This is a genomic window from Bacillus cereus group sp. Sample62 (assembly GCF_036851315.1).
In the GTDB taxonomy this organism is placed as follows: Bacteria; Bacillota; Bacilli; order Bacillales; family Bacillaceae_G; genus Bacillus_A; species Bacillus_A wiedmannii.
Genome location: NZ_JAFLPK010000001.1, coordinates 3,581,810 through 3,595,626, shown reverse-complemented (window position 1 = coordinate 3,595,626; position 13,817 = coordinate 3,581,810). Strand labels below are relative to the sequence as shown.

Genomic DNA, 13,817 nt, shown 5'->3' with positions numbered 1-13,817 from the left:
GAAACAATCCCGTAAATCTGGGGGGAGAAGAGGATGTATGAAAAAACAACGAAAGAAATTACACTGGTAGCGAATCGTTTAAGTTCTATAAGGACATTTCAAGAGTCATTTCTCCACTTAATACGTAAAGTCATTGATTTTGACGCCGCTTGTTTTACAGCTATAGACCCAATTTCTTTTTTATCTACTGGGGCATTTACGGATGCAAGTGTTGAAAAGATTCATCCACAATTGTTTATGAATGAGTTTCTAGAAGATGATTTTAATAAATTTAAATATTTATCAGAACACTCTCCTCATGTTGCTTCTCTTAGTATAGCGACAAATGGTGAACAAAAGAAAAGCTCTAGATACCGAAATATTTTAAAACCAGCAAGTTTTGGAGATGAATTAAGGGGCGTTTGTATGAGTAAGGGGAACTGTTTTGGGCATCTTAGTTTATTTCGAGGGAGTACAAGTCCCACTTTTTATATTGATGATTGTAAGTACTTAGCAACGGTAGTCCCAATTGCTGGAGAGGCTTTAAAAAAGGCATTTCCTAAACCTTTTTCAGAAGAGAAGGTAATAGGAACAGGCACGATTATATTAAGTGATGATTTTAATTTATTATATTGGAATCAAGATGGCAGCGATTGGCTCTCAAATCTTAGAAGGTATGAACAGTTAAATATAAAAGAAATACCAAGGCCAATACGTGCAGTTTGTTCGAAAGTAAAGGCTAACGAATATAATGTAGGTTGTATGAATAGAGAAGAAAAAGTTTGTATACCTTTAGCCTATGGACATTTTTTAATCATTCGGGCCAGTAAGTTAGAACGTACAAGTAGTTTTCAGGGTGGTTATGTTGTTTTATTCGAAAGAGCAAGACCGGAAGAAGTCTTTCCGCTTATTATGGAAGCGTATAGTTTTACAACACGTGAGAAGCAAGTAATACGTAAAATCCTTACAGGTATGTCGACAAAGGAATTAGCTCATGAACTTTGTATATCTATATACACGGTACAAGATCATTTAAAATCCATTTTTGAAAAGACTGGGGTAAGTAGTAGAAATGAACTCGTGTGGGAAGTTTTTTCAAGATTTTGTTTTGATGTTGATGAATAAAAATAAAATAATTCTACAAAAATCACATGAAGTACGGTAGATGAGTTGTAGAATAGAGCTGAAAAAAGGTTATGGATGAAACATTCCATAACCTTTTTTCATAAGTAGAATTGTCCTTTTTGAAAGTTTTGTTTCAACTTTTCGTCTAAAGAGACAAAAAGTTGTCACAATTCGGTCACAATTAGCATAAACATAAAATAGACGAAATGAACTTATTTCCAAAAAGGCTTGATTCATTCCATTCATGATTAGTAGAGCTGAAAAAGCATGGATTAAAAGTTCACTATATTCTCAAGGAGGTAGATCGTATGAAAACTATTCTTGCTATCGCTGGGCTTATTTGGGTTTTATCACATGGCATTCCAATTTATGAAGGAGAACAAATTCGCAGTGCCCTGAATAAAAATTTTAATGAATATCATATCATTGATCGGCAAGATAATGTCGTGACATTTCGTGTAAATGACTGTTTTCATACGGTAACCGTTGAAGGAACTTCAGTAGTGAATGATACAAAAATATGTGATCAGCAATAATTATATATAGGAAGAAAAAAGTCTCAATTTACACGTGTGAAAATTAAGGCTTTTATATTTGTGGATGAATAATAAGCGGGGATGGATAATCCCTGCTTATTATTGTTTTTTGAAAAAAAGCAAGGGTATCATAATAATTGAGTCTGAGAAGCTAATAAGTTGTTAAGAATAAGCATAGATCGGAAATATACTCATATGGGGTATCATACGTAGATATTTAATGCTATAATTGGTATACTCGTAAAAGCAATTGTTTTATTGGATGAAGAGAAACTTTAAGAAGGTGATAATATGGATCATAAAGATCATGAAGCAGTAACACATAGATCAGAAAAAGAAAAAGAACAAATTATAAATAGATTAAAGAGAATTGAAGGACAAGTCCGCGGTATTCAAAATATGATTGAAAATGATCGTTATTGCGTGGATATTTTAGTGCAAATTTCAGCAATTAATGCAGCGATGAAAAAAGTAGGAATGGGTGTATTAAAAAACCATACAAGTCATTGTGTTTCAGGTGCTATTAAAGATGGTAATGGTGATGAAGCAATTGAAGAATTAATGACAGTATTTGAACGTTTTTCAAAAGCGTAAAAACAAGCTAGTATGTAACTGGCTTGTTTTTTGTTTACCTCTATATAGGATTTCGAGGTATTGATGTGTAAAATAAACTTTTAGAAAATAATTGAAAAATCATGATACAAAACCATTGATTACCTTAGGGGGGTATGGTAAGATTAAATTGTGATTAACAAACAATGAAGAAACAAGAGGAGGATTTTAAATGGAACAGTTAACATTACAAGTTGAAGGTATGTCTTGTGGACATTGTGTAAATTCTATTGAAAGCAGTGTGAAAGAACTAAACGGTGTTGAACAAGTGAAAGTTCAATTAGCAGAAGGAACTGTTGAAGTTACGATCGACTCATCAGTTGTAACACTAAAAGATATCGTTGCTGTAATTGAAGATCAAGGATACGATGTTCAATAATTATTTTTAGATATGGAAATAAATCGTACTTTATAGGAAGTACGATTTATTTTGCTAATAATTATACCTCATAAGGGTATATAGAGGTGAGAGACATGAATGAACAGAAAGAGGCTAATCTTCAAATATCAGGAATGACATGTGCGGCATGTGCGAATAGAATTGAAAAAGGCCTGAAAAAAGTAGAAGGTGTTCATGATGCAAATGTAAATTTTGCACTTGAAAAAACAAAAATAATGTATGATCCCCAAAAAACAAATCCGCAACAGTTTAAGGAAAAAGTTGAATCGTTAGGGTATGGAATTGTAAGTGATAAAGCCGAGTTTACTGTTTCTGGGATGACATGTGCAGCATGTGCCAATAGAGTAGAAAAGCGTTTAAATAAGTTAGAAGGTGTGAACGGAGCGACAGTAAATTTCGCTTTGGAATCAGCTACAGTAGATTTTAACCCTGATGAAATTAATGTAAATGAAATGAAGAGTGCAATTACGAAATTAGGATATAAATTGGAAGTGAAATCAGATGAGCAAAATGGATCAACTGATCATCGCTTACAAGAAATTGAGCGACAAAAGAAGAAGTTTATCATTTCATTTATTTTATCATTCCCGTTACTGTGGGCAATGGTAAGTCATTTCTCATTTACATCGTTTATTTATTTACCTGATATGCTTATGAACCCTTGGGTGCAGCTAGCTCTTGCAACTCCAGTTCAGTTTATCATTGGTGGGCAGTTTTATGTTGGAGCTTATAAAGCGTTACGAAATAAAAGTGCCAATATGGATGTTCTCGTGGCACTTGGAACGTCGGCAGCGTATTTTTACAGTGTGTATTTAAGCATTAGGTCGATCGGTTCTTCGGAACATATGACAGACTTGTATTTTGAAACGAGTGCAGTACTTATTACATTGATTATTTTAGGTAAATTATTTGAGGCGAAAGCAAAGGGACGCTCGTCAGAAGCAATTAAAAAATTAATGGGATTACAGGCGAAAACCGCTACTGTTGTACGAGACGGAACAGAAATGAAAATTTTAATCGAAGAAGTAGTAGCTGGTGATATCGTTTATGTAAAACCCGGTGAAAAAATCCCGGTAGATGGGGAAATTGTAGAAGGAAAGTCAGCAATAGATGAATCGATGTTAACAGGTGAAAGTATTCCAGTTGATAAAACAATTGGGGATGTAGTAATCGGTTCTACAATGAATAAAAATGGCTTTTTAAAAGTGAAAGCAACTAAGGTAGGAAGAGATACTGCATTAGCTCAAATTATTAAAGTAGTAGAAGAGGCGCAAGGTTCAAAAGCTCCTATTCAAAGGGTAGCTGATCAAATTTCAGGTATTTTCGTACCCGTTGTAGTTGTGATTGCTATTATCACATTTGCAGTGTGGATGCTGTTTGTTACACCTGGTGATTTTGGCGGAGCACTTGAAAAAATGATAGCTGTACTTGTTATCGCTTGTCCATGTGCATTAGGTCTTGCGACACCTACATCTATTATGGCTGGATCAGGAAGATCAGCTGAGTATGGTATTTTATTTAAAGGTGGAGAGCATTTAGAAGCAACGCACCGATTAGATACAGTTATTCTAGATAAAACAGGTACTGTGACAAACGGGAAGCCTGTTTTAACAGATGTAATTGTCGCAGATGGATTCCATGAAGAAGAAATACTACGTTTAGTAGGTGCGGCAGAAAAAAATTCTGAACATCCACTTGCAGAAGCGATTGTAGAAGGAATTAAAGAAAAGAAAATTGATATCCCAAGTTCAGAAACGTTTGAAGCGATTCCAGGATTCGGTATCGAATCAGTTGTAGAAGGGAAACAATTATTAATTGGTACACGTCGATTAATGAAGAAATTCGATATTGATATTGAAGAAGTTTCTAAATCGATGGAAGAGCTAGAACGAGAAGGAAAAACAGCAATGCTTATTGCAATCAATAAAGAATATGCTGGTATAGTGGCCGTTGCAGATACTGTAAAAGATACTTCAAAAGCAGCTATCGCAAGACTTAAGAAAATGGGTCTAGACGTTGTTATGATTACAGGAGATAATACACAAACTGCTCAGGCAATCGCTAAGCAAGTTGGTATTGATCACGTAATTGCAGAAGTATTACCAGAAGGAAAAGCAGAAGAAGTGAAAAAACTCCAAGCACAAGGTAAGAAAGTAGCAATGGTTGGAGATGGAATAAATGATGCTCCTGCTCTTGCTACGGCGGATATCGGTATGGCAATTGGAACAGGAACGGATGTAGCGATGGAAGCGGCAGATATTACGTTAATCCGTGGGGATTTAAATAGTATTGCTGATGCAATCTTTATGAGTAAGATGACGATAAGAAATATTAAGCAAAATTTATTCTGGGCACTAGCTTATAACGGATTAGGAATCCCGATTGCGGCGTTCGGTTTCTTAGCACCTTGGGTTGCTGGAGCCGCGATGGCATTTAGTTCTGTATCCGTTGTATTAAATGCATTACGACTGCAAAGAGTGAAATTAAAAAAATAAAAATCTATGAAGTAATTGCATATGCTTTTATACAAAAAAACAATACTTTGAAATAAGTATTGTTTTTTGTTTATATAGAAAGAAAAAAGATATAATAAAGCAGAAATATTGAATTGTAGATGGTAGAAAAGTTAAATGATAGATAGTTTAGTAAGGAGGCTCAAATATGTTAAATGATACGATCATTAGAACATTCCATAAAGAGGATTTAGAACAAGTATTACAGTTATTCTATGAAACAGTTCATACAATTAACGCAAGAGATTATAACGAGTTACAGTTACAAGCATGGGCACCAGATCGACTAGATAGAGAAAGCTGGTTACAGTCTTTAGAAAAGAATATTAGTTATGTAGCGGATCATAACGGTGTGATAGTGGGATTTGGGGATTATAATGATGATAATTACATAGATCGCTTATTTACGCATAAAGATTATCAAGGAAAAGGGATCGCTTCCTACATACTACAGAAGTTAGAAAAAGAAGCAGTAAGCTTGGGTCATAGGGAGATATATACAGAGGCGAGTATTACAGCGAAACCTTTCTTTGAAAGTAACGGTTTTATTTGCATAAAGGAACAAAAGAAACAGCATAATGGTCAGATTTTTATTAATTATGTAATGAAAAAAATAGCCTTCTCATAAACGAGAAGGCTATTTTTCATTATTTTACAGCTTCTTTTAGTTCTTTACCAGCTTTGAAAGCAGGTACTTTAGAAGCTGCGATTTGCATTTCTTCACCAGTTTGTGGGTTACGGCCTGTACGAGCAGCTCTTTCGCGAACTTCGAATGTACCGAATCCGATAAGTTGTACTTTCTCACCAGCAGCTAAAGTGTTAGTGATTGATTCTACTACAGTTTGTAAAACTACAGTAGCTTCTTTTTGAGAAATCTCAGCATTTTGTGCTACGTTTTTAATTAATTCTGTTTTGTTCATGTTTTTCACCTCATATGTAAATAATGCTATTTAAGTTGTTATTATAACGTATAAAACATTCGAGAACAAGTGTACGCACATATATTCGTAAAAAAAATGAAATTTGTAATATTTTTTAGAGCTACTGTATAGACAGTTAATTTAAGCGGATACAGATTTTTTCTTTAATTGGGTTTGCTCTTTATTGGAAGGTAGCTTCTTAGTATATGATATGAAATAAGGTAATGCTACAAACAACATACCTCCTACTAAGTTTCCGAAGAAAACTAAAATGAAGTTTGGAAAATATTCAATCCAAGTTAAATGACCAGAAAAAATTGCAGCTGGGATAACAAACATATTGGCTACAACGTGTTGAAATCCAATCGCCACAAAAGTCATAACTGGGAACCAAATACCGATAATCTTCCCGATAAATTCTTTACTTCCCATACTGAGCCAAACGGCTAAACAAACGAGCCAATTACATCCGATTGCAGAAATGAAAGCTTGCAATGGTGTATCTTGTAGTTTAGCTTGCGCAATAGAAACTGTTTTCGCTAAAAAAGCGCCTTCTGTTAATCCGACGATATGACCGAAAAAATAAGCAACGAATACAGCACCTATGAAGTTGCTAAACGTAACAATAACTAAATTTCGTATGAAGTGAAATAAGTCGATTTTTTTGTGAAGCCATGCCATTGAAACGGTCATCATATTGCCAGTTACTAACTCACCGCCTGCAAGAATAACGAGTATAAGACCGATAGGGAATACAGTGGCACCTAGAAAACTAGTAAATGATCCCCAAGACTTTGGCATTGTTCCAATAACATGAATATCGAGTAAATACCCTAATGCTATGAAAGCACCCCCAAAAAAACCGAGAATTAACATAGGGAGTAATGATAAATGAGCTTTTTTTCTTCCGGAATTAGCAGCAAGTTCCGTAATTTCTTCTGGTGTAAATACAGACATGAATAATCACTCCTTAATAAAATGATGGAATAAATAGAAGGAACATTTTTAAGAATCTATGTATTATAAAAACATGTTATGCCTTCTGTATAAAATTGTCAAAGTGAATGGGGTAGAATTGGATATAACTAACATTTTTCATGTTGTCACATTAATGTAACAATAAGGCTTTAAAGTATTTCTAGAGGTGAGAACATGAATACGCATCATGTAAAAAAAGAACAAAAAAAATCAATCATAAAAATATTTGCAATCAGTTTCATAAGTATAATAATAATTTCAGTAAGTTTGTATTTCTATGCGACAGAAATAGAACGAAAACTAGTAACAGTTACGTGGAATGAAATAGAAGCATCTACAATTCCTAAAGAATTTAATAATAAAAGAATATTACAATTCTCAGATGTACATTTAGGGCCAGAATTTACACTGAAACAACTAGAAAATTTGGTGGAGAAGATGAATGAGTTACAGCCAGATGTAGTAGTTTTTACAGGGGATTTAATAGATAAGTTTGGATCGTATAAGGCGGAAAGAGAAGAAGCGAAAGGTATTTTACAAAAAATACATGCGCCCTTAGGGAAATATGCAGTGTTTGGGAATCATGATAGGGGTGGGGGAGGTAGTTTATTTTATAAAAAGTATATGGAGGAAGCTGGTTTCTCTGTGTTAGTAAATGAAGTGCAAAAAATTAAAATGGAAAACGGTAAGTATATTACAATATCAGGTTTGGATGATTTTTTATTAGGGAAGCCGCAAATAGACTCGACTTTAAAACATGTAAGGCAACAAGATTTCAATATGCTATTAGTACATGAGCCGGATGTTGTAGATAAAGTAGCTCGTTACCCAGTTGATTTTCAAATGTCAGGCCATAGTCACGGAGGGCAAGTTCAAATTCCTTTTATAGGTCCATTAATTACTACAAAATTAGCTGAGAGCTATGTGGAAGGTATGTATGAATTAGAAGGGAAGAATAAGCCGTTACATTTATACGTAAATCGTGGTATTGGGACAACCCGGATGCCTGTTAGATTTTGGAGTGTACCTGAACTTTCAGTATTTGTGTTAAAGCAAAATAGCAACTAGACTATTTTAGAGTAGTAACAGGACTTTCAGAGAAAGTTCTCTTTTTTTATTGGGTAAATACAGAATGTTATGTGATTTTTATTTAAAGTGTTAAAAGGGAAAGGGGAATTTCTATGGTAGAAATATGGCATAAAGAATTGGAAAGTTTATATAACGAAATGGTTTCGTGGCGAATTACTGTTAAGTATTGTAACTAGTTATGTAGAGATGGAAAAGAATCTTTTCATCATGTAGAAGTGAAAAAGTAATTTACATAAATAAAAACAACAATAGGTTAAATAACCTATTGTTGTTTTTATTATTTTTGCAAGGGAATAGCATCAAAATATGTTCTATAGTTATTAGAGAATTCAAAGTTGTTTTTTGCATCCCAATTAATAGACCAAGACATTAGGCCGCGGAATGCAGGGTAGCCACTCTGATTTGAAAGTTTATACTTTCCTCCAAAAGGAATTCCTTTAATGATATAATCTAAAGCTTTTTTCATTTCAGTTGGAGAAATATATCCGCCACTTGGAGCGGCCGCTGGTGCTGCAGGAAGTCCAATCATGACTTGATCCGAACGAAGAGCTGGGAAAATGTTATTTGTATTACCACCTACAGGAAAACCATGTAAGAGCATATCTGCCATAGCGACTTCGTAGTCTGCAGTACCTTGATTGTAGTTATTACTGTCCATTCCAATGCCACTGCCAGCGTTGTAGTGTTGAACGTGAATGTATGTTAGTTTGTCTTTTACTCCGTAAATAATCGGTAAATAAGCACCCCAGATGCTTCCGTATGCGCTATAACCACCTTGAACATAAGCTGTTTCAGGAGCCATGCTTAATAGAAAATCTGGACCGTAATGATCTGAGATTGTTCGAATAGCTGAGATAAGACTTACGATTTGAGGAGTCGTTGGATTTTTGAAATTAGTGTCATTACCGTTTAAGTAAATTCCTGATTCAAGGTCAATATCTATTCCATCAAAACCGTATTTATCAATTAGAGATTGTATGGAATTAATAAAACGTTGCTTAGCGGCATTATCAGGAAGTAAAACGACCCCATTTTGTCCACCTATTGAAAGAACTACTTTCTTTCCTTTACTTTTTAAATAAGCAATATCTGATTTGAATTCTGCATCCGTACCATACACAGGAGAAAATTCAACAGTGGAACGATCACCACCAGTTTCACCGAAAGATACATTGAGTACATCCCATTTTGGTGAAACGTCTCTTAATTTAATAATGCCAGTACCGTTATCAAAGTTATGCCAGTATCCAACGAGTAATTTTGATCCTAAATTGTTTGCTGCGTGTGCTTGAAAGGGGGTTAGCGGTAGCAGTAAGAAAATTACTAAGGTACAACAAATGAATTTGAACTTGTTTAACATATCAACACTCCTATACAAAAAGTTGTCTAGATGTATAATCTTGTTTATTTCATGATATCTGAAAGTTCGATCTTTTGTAAGGCGACTATAAATTTCTCAACAATTGTGTATGGAAAAATATTAAACCTAATGTAATAATTTTTGGAGGAGGTCGAATTCCGATTGTTAAATTCAGAATATTTTGATATATTTTAAAGTATAGGACAAGATTTTTCGCATAATACTCTTACATAAATTTCAAAATTAAGTTTGGAAGGGGATGTACAAGAGTTGGATAAAAATCTTAAGAAAGACCTCAAAATACGCCACATTACAATGATTTCCATCGGTGGCGTAATAGGAGCTGGTTTGTTTGTTGGAAGTGGTGCGGTTGTGCATTCAGCAGGTCCAGGTTCTATCGTTTCATATGCATTAGCAGGACTTCTAGTTATTTTCGTTATGAGAATGCTAGGAGAAATGGCAGCTATTAATCCGACAAGTGGTTCATTTGCAACATATGCAAGAGAGGCAATTGGTCCATGGGCAGGTTATACAATTGGGTGGCTATATTGGTTTTTCTGGGTAATTGTTATTGCAATAGAAGCTACAGCAGGTGCTGGTATTATTCAATACTGGATTCCAGAAATCCCACTCTGGTTATTAAGCTTAATATTAACGATTTTATTAACGTTGACGAATGTTTTCTCGGTGAAATCATTTGGAGAATTTGAATATTGGTTTTCATTTATTAAAGTAATAAGCATTGTTTTGTTCCTTTGTCTTGGACTAGCTGTTATTTTAGGATTTGTACCAGGAACGGAAGCACCTGGCACTTCGAATTTAGTAGAGCAAGGAGGATTTATGCCAAATGGTATAAGTTCGGTGTTACTTGGAATTACCGTCGTTATATTTTCATTTATGGGATCTGAGATTGTTGCAGTGGCCGCTGGAGAGTCTGCCGAACCTGTAAAGGCAGTAAAAACAGCAACTAATAGTGTAATTTGGCGTATTCTCGTATTTTTCATTGGATCGATCGCTGTAGTTGTTACACTCCTTCCGTGGAATTCAGCGAACATACTAAAAAGCCCGTTTGTGGCGGTACTGGAACATATAGGGATACCAGCGGCAGCACAAATTATGAATTTTATCGTTTTAACAGCTGTACTTTCTTGTTTAAATTCGGGTTTATATACGAACTCAAGAATGCTTTTTTCAATGGCAGAAAGAGGAGATGCGCCAAAGGTATTTTTGAAATTGAATAGTAGTGGTGTTCCAGTTCGGGCGGTTTTATTTGGAACTTTCTTTGCTTACATTGGAGTTGTTTTTAGTTACATATCTCCAGATAAAGTATTTTTATTTTTAGTGAATGCATCTGGCGGGATTGCGTTACTCGTTTATCTCGTTATAGCAGTTTCACATTACAAGATACGTAAAAAAATGGGGAAAGCGGAACAACAAAATTTGAAAGTGAAAATGTGGCTTTTTCCATATGTAACATATGTTACAATTGCTGTGATTATAGCAGTTTTAGTTGCCATGCTTGCAATTGAATCTTTACGTTCACAAGCGCTTTTAACAATGCTTGTTACTGTTCTTATAATAATTTCTTATTATATTTTTAATAGAAATAAAAATAGTACATTGTTGAATCCTAAAAGTAAGAATGAGGAATCTGTTCGATTCTAATTTCTTGTTTTAGAAGAGAGTTACACCCAATCATTGCTATAAAAGAATCATATATAATCATAGAAACAAGTAATTACTATTGTCATAGTGGATATAAACTTTTTTCTTGACTTTTTATACGAAGGCGAGCAAAATGGTAAAAAAGGAAGGGGGGATGACGATGGAAGAGTACGTATTAGAGCTGTATAACTTGTTATATACGACAGAATGGCAAGATATTGTTTCGTTTCTAGGAATAATGTTTTGTATGAAAATTGTAATTGTATATATGGAAGAGCAAGGTATGTTCTATTCCTTCTCATCTCCGTTCGATGTGCAACGCGAGCCGTTGCCAAACTATGCCAAGGTAAATTACGAACAATTTCCTTTTGTGATTTTCTTTATGATTCGATTTATAACAGCAATTGTAAAGAAGAAGGAAAGTGACGATGAAGAGTGCCACTCAACTTGTAATATAGCGACTGCTTTTTAAGCTAAATACAAGGAGGAGATTTATATGTGGTTTCGATTTCTTATGATTGGTTTCTTTTCATTAACAGCAATTTCTTTAATGGGATATCAAGTGTCTGAAATTTATCAAGCATATAGCAATATGTTTTTTAACAAAAACTAATTACATTGCTATTTAAATAATAAAGCGATAAAATCCTTCTTAAGAAGTTTTATTAAGAAGGATTTTTTTCTTTGCGCTGTCTTACTGTGTCAAACTATTGTCACATTTACACTGTGAATAATATGTTAAAATAGTGAGGTTACGTATACATATTTGAAGGAAGAGGAGTGACCATTTTGGTGGATCAATCAACTAATCAGAAAAGCTATGCTCCTATTGTGATAACGCTTTCTGTAATTGTAAATGCGATTATTTTATTTTTGTTCTTTGGACCCGTTGGCTATGAAGGAGAAGTACATTTTGATGTAACAATTTTACCAATGTTAAATGCAATTTTTAATAGCTTTACGTTCGTATTCTTATTAGCAGCTTTATACTCTATTATTAAGAAGAATGTGAAAATGCACCGTGGTTTCATCCTAGCAGCATTTACAACGACGTTGCTATTTTGTGTTTCTTATTTGTCGTATCATTACTTGGCGCCAGCAACACATTTTGGTGGAGAAGGATTCATTAAATATGTGTATTTCATCATTTTAATTACACATATTATCTTGGCAGCAATTATTGTACCACTTGCATTGTTTGCACTTGTATTTGGTTTTACAAATCAATTAACACGTCATCGTAAAATTGTACGTTGGACGATGCCGATTTGGTTATATGTAAGTTTATCAGGTGTTATTGTTTACTTAATGATCTCACCTTATTACCAATAAAAAAATCTCAGCCTGTAGGCTGAGATTTTTTTGTTAGGCAAATATTTTTGTGAAATGAAAAAAATATGGTATACAAAAGTATAGTTGCTTTTCATATAGAAGGGATGGTAAAGGGATATGCAAAATTTTGTATTTCGTAATCCAACGAAACTTATTTTCGGTAAAGGTCAATTAGAACAGTTAAAAACTGAAATTCCACAGTTCGGTAAAAAAGTTCTTCTCGTATACGGGGGAGGCAGCATTAAAAGAAATGGTATTTATGATAATGTAATTTCTATTTTAAAAGATATAAATGCAGAAATATTTGAATTGACAGGTGTTGAACCGAATCCGCGTGTATCAACTGTAAAGAAAGGGATTCAAATTTGTAAAGATAATGGCGTCGAATTCATATTGGCGGTTGGCGGCGGAAGTGTAATCGACTGTACGAAGGCGATTGCTGCTGGTAGCAAATATGATGGAGATGTGTGGGATATTGTAACGAAGAAAGCATTTGCTAGTGAGGCATTACCATTTGGTACGGTACTTACGCTTGCGGCAACAGGTTCTGAAATGAATGCTGGTTCTGTTATTACAAACTGGGAAACGAATGAAAAATATGGTTGGGGTAGCCCAGTTACTTTCCCGCAGTTTTCGATTTTAGATCCAGTTCATACTGCCTCTGTACCGAAAGATCAAACAATTTACGGTATGGTAGATATTATGTCGCACGTATTAGAGCAATATTTCCATCATGGAACAAATACAGAACTACAAGATCGTTATTGTGAATCTGTTTTAAAAACAGTAATTGTAACAGCTCCTAAGCTTTTAAGTGATTTAGAAAATTATGAGCATAGGGAAACCATTTTATATTGCGGTACTATGGCGTTAAACGGCATTTTAGCGATGGGAGTAAAAGGAGACTGGGCAACTCACAATATTGAGCACGCAGTTTCTGCGATTCATGATATACCACACGGGGGTGGCCTTGCGATTTTATTCCCGAACTGGATGAAGCATGTTGTAGATGAAAATGTAAGTCGTTTTAAACAGTTCGCTATTCGTGTATTCGATGTAGAAACAGATGGAAAGACTGATCGAGAAATTGCGTTAGAAGGAATTGAGGCGTTACGTCAATTTTGGACTTCAATTGAAGCGCCGGTAACATTAGGTGATTACGCTATTGGGGAAAATGAAATTGATTTAATGGCAGATAAAGCGATGGCTTACGGTGAATTTGGTAACTTTAAAAAATTAAATAAAGACGATGTTTTAAGTATATATAAAGCTTCTTTATAAGTAAATCGAGAAAAGAAACCCATTTAA

14 protein-coding genes are annotated in these 13,817 nt (G+C 34.4%); 11 read left to right on the top strand and 3 right to left on the bottom strand.

All coding sequences use genetic code 11. The features are described from left to right. Positions 1 to 33 precede the first annotated feature (33 nt). The 6 genes from J0835_RS18215 to J0835_RS18190 all read left to right on the top strand — a co-directional run bounded on the left by J0835_RS18215 (position 34) and on the right by J0835_RS18190 (position 5,793). Entirely contained in the window at positions 34 to 1,104 is a 1,071-nt protein-coding gene (locus J0835_RS18215) for a helix-turn-helix transcriptional regulator (RefSeq protein WP_087981598.1), read from the top strand. 308 nt (positions 1,105 to 1,412) lie between these two features. After that, complete coding sequence (locus tag J0835_RS18210; RefSeq protein WP_333728156.1) at positions 1,413 to 1,640, top strand: hypothetical protein; 228 nt, start codon at positions 1,413 to 1,415, stop codon at positions 1,638 to 1,640. Positions 1,641 to 1,931: 291 nt separating this feature from the next. After that, the gene (locus J0835_RS18205) at positions 1,932 to 2,234 is read left to right on the top strand and encodes a metal-sensing transcriptional repressor (protein ID WP_000349635.1); all 303 of its coding nucleotides are present in this window, start codon (positions 1,932 to 1,934) and stop codon (positions 2,232 to 2,234) included. Positions 2,235 to 2,424: 190 nt separating this feature from the next. After that, a complete protein-coding gene (gene copZ, locus J0835_RS18200) occupies positions 2,425 to 2,631 on the top strand; it encodes a copper chaperone CopZ (protein ID WP_000436980.1) in 207 nt (68 codons plus the stop codon). A 95-nt stretch (positions 2,632 to 2,726) separates the two neighbouring features. Further along, the gene (locus tag J0835_RS18195; RefSeq protein ID WP_087981597.1) at positions 2,727 to 5,147 is read left to right on the top strand and encodes a heavy metal translocating P-type ATPase; all 2,421 of its coding nucleotides are present in this window, start codon (positions 2,727 to 2,729) and stop codon (positions 5,145 to 5,147) included. A gap of 166 nt (positions 5,148 to 5,313) precedes the next feature. Continuing rightward, on the top strand, positions 5,314 to 5,793 hold the full coding sequence (locus J0835_RS18190) for a GNAT family N-acetyltransferase (RefSeq protein WP_087981596.1): 480 nt from the start codon (positions 5,314 to 5,316) through the stop codon (positions 5,791 to 5,793). 19 nt (positions 5,794 to 5,812) lie between these two features. On the opposite strand, the gene J0835_RS18185 is transcribed toward J0835_RS18190, so the two are convergent. Together J0835_RS18185 and J0835_RS18180 are read right to left on the bottom strand one after the other, a co-directional pair. Continuing rightward, positions 5,813 to 6,085 carry an HU family DNA-binding protein gene (locus J0835_RS18185; protein ID WP_001043902.1) on the bottom strand — a complete coding sequence of 91 codons (273 nt, stop codon included), beginning with the start codon at positions 6,083 to 6,085 and terminating at the stop codon, positions 5,813 to 5,815. A 141-nt stretch (positions 6,086 to 6,226) separates the two neighbouring features. Then, on the bottom strand, positions 6,227 to 7,042 hold the full coding sequence (locus J0835_RS18180; RefSeq protein ID WP_087981595.1) for a formate/nitrite transporter family protein: 816 nt from the start codon (positions 7,040 to 7,042) through the stop codon (positions 6,227 to 6,229). Positions 7,043 to 7,237: 195 nt separating this feature from the next. Between J0835_RS18180 and J0835_RS18175 the strand changes: the two genes are divergently transcribed. Beyond that, entirely contained in the window at positions 7,238 to 8,131 is an 894-nt protein-coding gene (locus J0835_RS18175; RefSeq protein WP_087981594.1) for a metallophosphoesterase, read from the top strand. 298 nt (positions 8,132 to 8,429) lie between these two features. Here the strand turns inward: J0835_RS18175 and J0835_RS18170 are convergent, their stop codons facing one another. Continuing rightward, positions 8,430 to 9,512 (bottom strand): chitinase, encoded by a 1,083-nt coding sequence (locus tag J0835_RS18170; RefSeq protein WP_087981593.1) that lies wholly within the window; start codon positions 9,510 to 9,512, stop codon positions 8,430 to 8,432. Positions 9,513 to 9,782: 270 nt separating this feature from the next. Between J0835_RS18170 and gabP the strand changes: the two genes are divergently transcribed. The 4 genes from gabP to J0835_RS18150 all read left to right on the top strand — a co-directional run bounded on the left by gabP (position 9,783) and on the right by J0835_RS18150 (position 13,790). After that, on the top strand, positions 9,783 to 11,177 hold the full coding sequence (gene gabP / locus J0835_RS18165; RefSeq protein WP_087981592.1) for a GABA permease: 1,395 nt from the start codon (positions 9,783 to 9,785) through the stop codon (positions 11,175 to 11,177). Positions 11,178 to 11,310: 133 nt separating this feature from the next. After that, a complete protein-coding gene (locus J0835_RS18160) occupies positions 11,311 to 11,649 on the top strand; it encodes a hypothetical protein (RefSeq protein ID WP_113732328.1) in 339 nt (112 codons plus the stop codon). A gap of 317 nt (positions 11,650 to 11,966) precedes the next feature. Then, a complete protein-coding gene (locus tag J0835_RS18155; RefSeq protein WP_000228316.1) occupies positions 11,967 to 12,509 on the top strand; it encodes a DUF420 domain-containing protein in 543 nt (180 codons plus the stop codon). Between the two features lie 117 nt (positions 12,510 to 12,626). Next, complete coding sequence (locus tag J0835_RS18150; protein ID WP_087981589.1) at positions 12,627 to 13,790, top strand: iron-containing alcohol dehydrogenase; 1,164 nt, start codon at positions 12,627 to 12,629, stop codon at positions 13,788 to 13,790. Positions 13,791 to 13,817 lie beyond the last annotated feature (27 nt).

Excerpts from the sequence above, each read along its gene's own strand:
- J0835_RS18175 (WP_087981594.1), top strand. The coding sequence starts at position 7,238 with ATGAATACGCATCATGTAAAAAAAGAACAAAAAAAATCAATCATAAAA.
- J0835_RS18210 (WP_333728156.1), top strand. The coding sequence starts at position 1,413 with ATGAAAACTATTCTTGCTATCGCTGGGCTTATTTGGGTTTTATCACAT.
- J0835_RS18180 (WP_087981595.1), bottom strand. The coding sequence starts at position 7,042 with ATGTCTGTATTTACACCAGAAGAAATTACGGAACTTGCTGCTAATTCC.
- J0835_RS18160 (WP_113732328.1), top strand. The coding sequence starts at position 11,311 with ATGGTAAAAAAGGAAGGGGGGATGACGATGGAAGAGTACGTATTAGAG.
- copZ (WP_000436980.1), top strand. The coding sequence starts at position 2,425 with ATGGAACAGTTAACATTACAAGTTGAAGGTATGTCTTGTGGACATTGT.
- J0835_RS18215 (WP_087981598.1), top strand. The coding sequence starts at position 34 with ATGTATGAAAAAACAACGAAAGAAATTACACTGGTAGCGAATCGTTTA.
- J0835_RS18195 (WP_087981597.1), top strand. The coding sequence starts at position 2,727 with ATGAATGAACAGAAAGAGGCTAATCTTCAAATATCAGGAATGACATGT.
- J0835_RS18205 (WP_000349635.1), top strand. The coding sequence starts at position 1,932 with ATGGATCATAAAGATCATGAAGCAGTAACACATAGATCAGAAAAAGAA.
- J0835_RS18185 (WP_001043902.1), bottom strand. The coding sequence starts at position 6,085 with ATGAACAAAACAGAATTAATTAAAAACGTAGCACAAAATGCTGAGATT.
- J0835_RS18150 (WP_087981589.1), top strand. The coding sequence starts at position 12,627 with ATGCAAAATTTTGTATTTCGTAATCCAACGAAACTTATTTTCGGTAAA.
- J0835_RS18190 (WP_087981596.1), top strand. The coding sequence starts at position 5,314 with ATGTTAAATGATACGATCATTAGAACATTCCATAAAGAGGATTTAGAA.
- J0835_RS18170 (WP_087981593.1), bottom strand. The coding sequence starts at position 9,512 with ATGTTAAACAAGTTCAAATTCATTTGTTGTACCTTAGTAATTTTCTTA.